General features: G+C 40.2%; 7 protein-coding genes and 3 pseudogenes. 7 read left to right on the top strand and 3 right to left on the bottom strand.

Features of this window, described 5'->3' with window-relative positions; translation table 11 throughout:
• Nucleotides 1-881 (bottom strand): annotated as a pseudogene (locus tag JL57_RS35385) (hypothetical protein); the annotation flags it as partial.
• A 201-nt stretch (nucleotides 882-1,082) separates the two neighbouring features.
• On the opposite strand from JL57_RS35385, the gene JL57_RS35380 reads away from it, so the two are divergent.
• The 6 genes from JL57_RS35380 to nudC all read left to right on the top strand — a co-directional run bounded on the left by JL57_RS35380 (nucleotide 1,083) and on the right by nudC (nucleotide 5,440).
• A complete protein-coding gene (locus tag JL57_RS35380) occupies nucleotides 1,083-1,247 on the top strand; it encodes a hypothetical protein (protein ID WP_291300502.1) in 165 nt (54 codons plus the stop codon).
• A gap of 277 nt (nucleotides 1,248-1,524) precedes the next feature.
• Nucleotides 1,525-2,445, top strand: coding sequence for a DUF2935 domain-containing protein (locus JL57_RS23945; RefSeq protein WP_034144447.1), 921 nt, complete (start codon nucleotides 1,525-1,527; stop codon nucleotides 2,443-2,445).
• A 360-nt stretch (nucleotides 2,446-2,805) separates the two neighbouring features.
• A complete protein-coding gene (locus tag JL57_RS35375; RefSeq protein WP_291300501.1) occupies nucleotides 2,806-2,934 on the top strand; it encodes a hypothetical protein in 129 nt (42 codons plus the stop codon).
• Nucleotides 2,931-3,374, top strand: coding sequence for a PPC domain-containing DNA-binding protein (locus tag JL57_RS23940; protein WP_034144446.1), 444 nt, complete (start codon nucleotides 2,931-2,933; stop codon nucleotides 3,372-3,374). The genes JL57_RS35375 and JL57_RS23940 overlap by 4 nt, the downstream gene beginning before the upstream one ends.
• An 89-nt stretch (nucleotides 3,375-3,463) precedes the next feature.
• Nucleotides 3,464-4,381 carry a ketopantoate reductase family protein gene (locus tag JL57_RS23935; RefSeq protein WP_034144445.1) on the top strand — a complete coding sequence of 306 codons (918 nt, stop codon included), beginning with the start codon at nucleotides 3,464-3,466 and terminating at the stop codon, nucleotides 4,379-4,381.
• A 216-nt stretch (nucleotides 4,382-4,597) separates the two neighbouring features.
• Nucleotides 4,598-5,440, top strand: coding sequence for an NAD(+) diphosphatase (gene nudC / locus JL57_RS23930; protein ID WP_045691500.1), 843 nt, complete (start codon nucleotides 4,598-4,600; stop codon nucleotides 5,438-5,440).
• A gap of 76 nt (nucleotides 5,441-5,516) precedes the next feature.
• Here nudC and JL57_RS23925 read toward each other — a convergent pair.
• Nucleotides 5,517-5,995, bottom strand: a pseudogene (locus tag JL57_RS23925) (YsnF/AvaK domain-containing protein).
• 321 nt (nucleotides 5,996-6,316) lie between these two features.
• Between JL57_RS23925 and JL57_RS23920 the strand changes: the two are divergent.
• Nucleotides 6,317-6,496 carry a transcriptional regulator gene (locus tag JL57_RS23920; RefSeq protein ID WP_034144444.1) on the top strand — a complete coding sequence of 60 codons (180 nt, stop codon included), beginning with the start codon at nucleotides 6,317-6,319 and terminating at the stop codon, nucleotides 6,494-6,496.
• A gap of 277 nt (nucleotides 6,497-6,773) precedes the next feature.
• On the opposite strand, the pseudogene JL57_RS35370 reads toward JL57_RS23920, so the two are convergent.
• Nucleotides 6,774-6,959 (bottom strand): annotated as a pseudogene (locus tag JL57_RS35370) (DUF3102 domain-containing protein); the annotation flags it as partial.
• Nucleotides 6,960-7,023: the final 64 nt, after the last annotated feature.

The following is a 7,023-nucleotide window of genomic DNA, read 5'->3' as shown; positions in this document are numbered from 1 at the left end:
GCTTTGGCCTGGGTTTCAGCTAGGGCAAGAGCCTCAGCCAGGGCTTGAGCATCCGCTTTGGCCTGGATTTCAGCCTGGGCAAAAGCCTCAGCAAGGGCTTGAGCATCCGCTTTGGCCTGGGTTTCAGCCTGGGCAAGAGCCTCAGCGAGGGCTTGAGCATCCGCTTTGGCCTGGGTTTCAGCTAGGGCAAGAGCCTCAGCCAGGGCTTGAGCATCCGCTTTGGCCTGGATTTCAGCCTGGGCAAAAGCATCAGCAAGCGACAGAGTATCAGCTTTCGCCCGTGTTTCAGCTTGGGTAAGCGCGTCAATCTGGGCAAGAGCCTCAGCGAGGGCTTGAGCATCCGCTTTGGCTTTGGTCTCAGCCTTGGCAAGAGCTTCAGCAAGCGCCTGAGCATCAGCTTTGGCTTGGGTTTCAGCTTTCATTTGCTTAATGTTAGGGTAAGGTATGTTAACAGTGGCAAGAGCAGGGATTGGATTAACAGTGACGAACTCGAAGGGGGATACTTCCATAGGCCTTTCTGTATAGGTAGCGTGAGGTGCTATGTTTTTCTTGAAAGCCTCTTTTTTAGGGGTACAGGCGACCTTCAATATGCCCTCGCGTAACATTCTGTCCATTGTTGGTTGGAATGTAGGTAAGCTATCAATAACACGTGCGTCAGGAAGCTGTTGCTCAATGAGTTGTTTAACTATATCCTCTAAGAATTCTGATGGGAGTTCCGGGATCTTTTGTAATGAGGATGTAAGTTTTATTACGAATTGACAACCCTTTTGAAACTCGGCATCTGAATCAACCCCCGTTAATAGGCAGGCAGAAAGAATAGTTTCCATAATTTGTTTAGTCCATTCTCGAATTTGGGGATCGTTATGAAAATATGCCTCCAAATTATCCACCTCCAGATTAATACATGTAGATAGGTATGCTTGGCACTTCCGAGGTATGAATACCCGAAGGAACAATCCCACCGACTCGTCCGAATTATGTCAGTGATGTCAACATAATGGTAACTATTATGCTGCCAAAGCCCAATGCTAGTGCTACATGCAAATTGGCACAGATATCCAGAATATGGTCTTGTGGGAGCTATGGATGATAAAGATGCAGAGCGAATAATGGAGTTAGTACCAAATGCAAAATATAAAAAAATACTTGCGAACCATGTGATTCATGCATTTGAGCAAAAGCAATACATCAATGCTATTGAAGATTTTACATCAGATTTGAAGGAATCCAGCGAAAGAACTAATTAAGCGGTAAACATTAGACGGTCGCACCTTCAAACAAAATTAGAATTCTGTTTTTCTGTATCATAGTTCTAGCACAACACACGGAAAGTGTGATAAGGGAAAGGGAAAGGGAAAGGGAAAGGGAAAATTTCAGGCCTGACCCCTATTTTCTGTGTGACCCCTATTTTCCCCCTCTCTTGTTATTCTATAATTGAAAAGATACTGGCAGGCTCAAACCCTAAACTGCGGAATAAGATGAATACATAATTTATTGATTTTTGTAATAAGGGGATGCTACGTGATGAATTACGAATTTGTTCGTTCATCAATTGAACTTAATCTTTTTTTCTTAAGAATTATGAAAGAGCATCTAATATTTATTGAAGCAGACCTCTCCCAGAGGGATATTCATCTAAGCCATATAATCTCTACATTTAGAAATGAAGCCACCAATCTGCTTAAAGCTACTGTTGCCTTAGCAAATGGTCAGGTTGGTCTCCGCGCCGCTAGTTCTAGTGAATTTATTACTAACTATACTTTAAATGCTGAAAAGGCAACTGAGTTTTTCACGGGAATTATAATTGATAAGGATGTAACAACTGCTGAACTGGCTATCGGTGGTGCAGCTACTTCGAACATTAATCCAGCTTTAGTTGATCAGGTTGTCGCATTGAACAATAGTGCGATAACGGTAACCCAGGCTATTTCGGATTTTAAACAAAGCCTTCTCCAAGACGTATTAACTTGCCAAAGCTTTTCGCACAGTTACCCTCTTTTAATTGATCATGTAAATAGAGAAGCACTTTTCTATCTTAAAGCGCTTAAAAAGATCCAAAACAGGGTGCCTTTCAATTTGGTCCGAGAGGCAGTTGAGCAAGAAGCCTTTTGGAATCGAATAATGGGTGAACATGCTAAATTTGTACGTGGTCTTCTAGATCCTACCGAAGAGCTGTTGTTTGATAAAGCACATCGCTTCGGAAAGGAATTTGACCGTCTAACGGCTGATGCTATTACTCTCAATGAAAACATCACTAGATTGCCCGAAGTGACAAAAAACAGTTTGAGGACCACAAATGCCATTAGGAATTTCAAACAATCTGGCGTTGAAGGTATACTAGGCTGTAAAATTAAAATTACAGCGCTACCATTGCTTGCTGATCATATACTCAGAGAGGCAAACCACTATCTGAGGATGCTTAACGCATTTAATAGGATAGGATAATAGATTAGGACCTGGCAGGTAACTAGACCAGGTCCTAATCTATTATCAATTCAATCATTCCAAAGAGGTACGAAGTTGTGGCTTCTGGAGCTGCCAGCTTGCTCTGAGCAGATAGGGGATCATGTGAGAAACGGGCCCATTTGGGCTCGTTTAGCATTCGAACATATCTTCGGATTGCGTGAGACATTGCATTGCTGAATTAGTGTTTTTTATGTGTACGGTTTGGAGGTATTTTGCAACTTTTGAAGAACACTTGGGTTTAGGGAATGTGTAAAATAATTTTGAGAAATCTCTGAAACACTCAATAAGGCATTACTAACAAAATACTGGCTAGATAATTTAAAATAATGAGGTGCAAAAATGCCGCAACATGGGAATGAATATTTGCTCTTCGACTGTGGGGAATTAGTGACTGAATATATACAAATGATGATGTTTGGGGTTGTCGTTAATAACGGATCTGCTGACGAGAAGGGGAGAGGACTATGAAGTATTCAGAGGCAAACTTGGGTAGAGTTTTCATATTAAGACTAGAACATGGGGATAGAATACCAGACATTATTGAAGAATTTGCAAAGACACACCAAATTGACTCTGCAATTTTACACTTTCTAGGCGGTGCTGACACATACAGCAAAGTTGTGGTAGGGCCTGAGGATGGTACTGCCGAGAAGCCACGCAAGATGGTTGAAGAATTGTTGGGAACAAGCGAGGCTGTAGGTATTGGAACTTTGTTTCTTAACGAAGACAAGGTTCCAAAACTACACCTACACTCCGCTTTTGGGCGGAATAGAGACACGGTTACAGGGTGTACAGGGGAAGGTGTCATAATCTGGCATATTGGTGAAGTAGTAATTTTTGAACTTAAAAATTCAACGGCACGAAGAAAAATCGACCCTATTACTGGTTTTGAGCTATTGGATTTATAAAAGGCGAGGTTCTTTCACTTTACGTTAAATGAAGTGGTACAATTAAACTTAGTTTTACATTCAAAAGAGGCAAGGGGAGAACTTGGAAGATGACGATTAAAACTGTTTCAATTATAGGCTTAGGAGCTTTAGGAATATTGTTTGCAAAGCATTTTTCTGAGAGGTTACCCAAAGATGATGTTCGTGTTATTGTAAATCCAAGCCGTAAGCAAAGATATGAGCAGAATGGTATCTATTGTAATGGTGAGCGTTTCGATTTTAATTATGTTTTACCTGAAAGCGAGCAAAAACCTGTAGATTTATTATTTTTCTGTGTAAAATTTAATCAATTACAGCAGGCGATTGAAGACGCAAGGCATCAAGTCGGAGATCATACAATTATACTTTCGGCACTTAATGGAATTTCCAGTGAAGAAATTATTGGCAAAACCTTTGGAATGGAAAAAATGCTTTATTGCGTAGCGCAAGGAATGGATGCAGTCAAGATTGAAAACAAGTTGACCTATAAGAACATGGGAATGATATGCTTTGGCGAGAAAGAGAATACGGTATGGTCTGAGAAAGTAACTTCTGTGGCAGACTTTTTAAATAACCTTGATTTTCCCTATGAAGTTCCGAAAGATATGGATCATCGGTTGTGGGGAAAATTCATGTTAAATACAGGAGTAAATCAGACAGTAGCAGTGTTTTCAACGAATTATGGCGGTATTCAAATAGAAGGTGAGTCTAGAAATGTTATGATCGCTGCGATGAGGGAAGTTATCGCCCTCTCGCAAAAGGTGGGTATAAATTTAGGCGAATCAGATTTAGCCTATTGGTTAAATGTCCTAGCCAAGTTAAATCCGTTGGGTATGCCTTCTATGCGTCAAGATATGGCAGCAAACAGAAATACAGAGGTAGGGCTTTTTTCAGGAACAGTCATCGCCTTGGGAAAACAATATCATGTGCCAACCCCGATCAATGAATGGCTCTATCAAAAAGTACAAGAGCTAGAAAAGGACTTTTAGGTATTAAAAACACCCCACTTCTTAATTGAGGTGGGGTTGTCTAACTCTTTGCTAAATTGCGTAGTTGTTTATTTATTCCAATCTCAATTATGATAATCAAGTGAAGGCTCAAGTACCAATACTAATTAGCGACTGATTGCTTGCTAAAAACTAAGCAGTTGGAAAAAGCTATTGATATGAATTGCCAGATTTCATAAGGAGAAAAGAGGATGCCTCGTGTTTTTTGAACCAGGATTCGATGGCCAGGAGAAAGAGGATGCAACGATATATTGGTTGTTGTTCAAAAAGAACAAGTTTCTTGTCTTAGAAAATGAAGGTAAGTTTGCTCTGCCTGACATTGATCTATATAAGTTAGAGATAAAGACAGTTCGGAGACAATATATTGGTCAGGTGGACGGGCGCTCTTGTTATGCTGCTGAACTTTCCCCGGATACGATGATACCAGAAGGTATGTCATTTTGCGACTTGAGGAGGTTACTTGATCAGATTCCGGCCGATTTGTTTTCCTTGGTGGGCAGGGCTAATCAAATTATGCATTGGGATCGTAACCATCAGTATTGTAGCCGATGCGGAACGCAGACAGAAAATAAAAAGGATGAAAGGGCAAAACTTTGTCCTTCTTGTGGATTTGTCAATTATCCAAGGATTTCTCCAGCCATTATCGTGGCTATCACTAGGGGACAAGAAATTTTGTTGGCTAGGGGGAGTCGTTTCCAAACTGCTTTCTATAGTGTTTTGGCTGGTTTTGTGGAGCCAGGAGAAACATTTGAGGAGTGCGTGCAAAGGGAAGTCGAAGAGGAAGTGGGCCTAAAAGTCAAAAACATAAAATACTTTAGTAGCCAGCCGTGGCCGTTTCCCGATTCACTGATGGTAGGTTTTACAGCTGAGTACGATAGTGGGGATTTAAATATTGATCAAAGAGAAATCTTGGATGCAGGATGGTATACTGCCGATCAACTTCCGCTGATACCTAGCACAGGAAGTATAGCCCGCCAATTAATAGATTGGTTTATCCAAACTAAAGGAATCCCCCATAAGACCCCTAACCATCTCGGCTAAAGTGAAGGGTTATTCGTCTCTGACCTTTAGGGACCCAGAAAACTTTACATTAGATTCCTCCCGCTTTAATGTTTCTTCAATGTAAAGGATGATCAGTTACACCCTCGATTACATCGGGGTTACCAAATTTATTTATCCGAGCTTCTTCTCGTTTAAGGGTTTCATCTATATGCTTGGTATCTTCAATAATATTTTTGTGAGCTGAAACTTCACCCGTTACTACGGTATATTTATCGACTACAACTCTCTCTTCACTGACCGGAATCCGTATGGTTTCTTTGTCAGTTATAGGTGAATCACTTTGTTCATTGTTTAAGGTTCTTCTCTCAATAACTATTTCTTCACGTGTTACAGGAATATCGACACTTCGTTGTTCTTCAATGATTTCCTTGCTAAGCTCTACCCCACCTGTTTGTACCATGTTTTTGTCAATATTAAGCTCTTCTTTGCGGAGAAGAAGCTTTGCATCGTCAGCACTAGTTCTTTTCTAGTCTCATCATCAACTTCTTTTTCATTTTCATTTCCAGTTCCAAAAATATCATTTAATATGCCCATATATAAATACCTCATTGTCTAATCCCTTTGTATATTGCCCTTTAAAGGAATTCTTATCCTATAAATTGATCCTTAGAAAAAATCCACAGAAATAGATTTTCTATTAGAATAATTTCTAGTGGCAAACATATTAAAACAATCAAGGTAGTGCCATGAAAATAATAGCTCTTGTGGGAATTGGCAGTAGGATATATGCTTTCAAAAAGTGAATAATACAAAATGAGCGATTGCATTTTTTGTTAAGAAGGATGCAATTCTGTGCAACTTAAATTACAATGAAAAGGTAAATAATAATCAAGGTTTTGAAAGGGATGATTAAATATGAGTATTAAAGAAGATGTACTGAAAGCAATGAGGGATGCAGGAAAACCTGTGAGTGCGGGAGAAATTGAGAAATTAACCGGACTGGACCGTAAGGAAATTGATAATGCATTTAAAGAATTGAAAAAGGAAAATACTATTATTTCTCCTGTGCGATGCAAATGGCAACCTTCTAACTGAATATAATCTTGTTCGATTTTTTCAAATAAGATGATATGAAATAAACTCCTGTTGTAGATCATATTTGTAATCTACGACAGGAGTCTATATTTTTAGGATATTTCTTTACTTAGGGCTTGCTAATTTATCGAAAAGTCAAGACTTTGCAAGGGTTTACGGGTAGTTTCTTAATTAATATGTGCATGAAAAAACAGCCTTTGGCGTCAAAAACCGTGTACATGGAGTTAAAATCAAATGTTGCACCGGTGCACCATTTGGCCTCTCTTCCCCGACGGGGGGAGTAACTCACTGATTTAGTCAGACATTTGAGCCACTCCCCATGGGGTACCAGCTCTTTGGTTTCCGTCAAACGCCGTCCGATCCCAACGGCGTTGCCAAGCAGCATTTTGCTGCTTTGTTCCTTGATAAAGTTAACCTCGGACGGGATTTGCTCAGGCGTCCTGTTGGAAATTTCCATCCTCATACCGGCTGCCAATCCCTTTATGGAATGTCTTTTCAGATCCCGCTATAGGATATGCCGAGCCCCA

Source organism: Desulfosporosinus sp. BICA1-9, assembly GCF_000802135.1.
Note: the sequence above shows the minus strand (reverse complement) of the source record. Positions and strands in the feature narration are given on the sequence as shown.